The organism is Xanthobacter autotrophicus, from assembly GCF_030015065.1.
Classification (GTDB): Bacteria; Pseudomonadota; Alphaproteobacteria; order Rhizobiales; family Xanthobacteraceae; genus Xanthobacter; species Xanthobacter autotrophicus_D.
The window spans coordinates 1-479 of sequence record NZ_JAIVFN010000351.1 but is presented as its reverse complement, the minus strand read 5'-3'; the positions used below and the strand labels follow the sequence as shown (position 1 = coordinate 479).

Genomic DNA, 479 nt, shown 5'->3' with positions numbered 1-479 from the left:
ACGGTGAGCAGCGTGGGCTGCGGGGTGTCCGGCGCGTGGGCCAGCGCTGCGCCGGCGGGCAGCATGCCGGCAAGACCGAGCTGGGTCAGGAATTGGCGTTTGTGCATCGTGCTGTCAGATCGTGGCCGAAGGGATGCAGAGCATGGCACCGAATCCGGGCCCGTGGCCGGCCGGCCGAAAGCGATGCGGCAATGCGCCGCATGCCGGGCCCTGCATTACACGGCCGCCCGGCGTGTGCTACGGCCATCGGGGCCGCTGCGCTTCAGCGGCCTTCGCGCCGCGCGGCCGCTGCGGCCATCTCCGCCAGGAAGGGGCCTCGCTGGGAGGAGGGCTCGGCGGGTTTTTCGATGAGGAACTGGTCGCGGTCCTTGCCGGCGATCCAGGCGGGCGGCTTGCCGCGGCCCGTCCAGGTGGCACCGGAGTTCGGATCGAGGTACTTGGCAGAAACCTGCTTCTTGGCGGGCTGCCAGGGGAACACC

General features: G+C 71.0%; 1 protein-coding gene. It reads right to left on the bottom strand.

From position 1 onward, the window contains the following. Window positions 1-262: 262 nt before the first annotated feature. Window positions 263-479, bottom strand: a 217-nt coding sequence (locus K9U40_RS23485; protein WP_282892473.1) for an H-NS family nucleoid-associated regulatory protein, incomplete at its 5' end; no start/stop codon positions are given.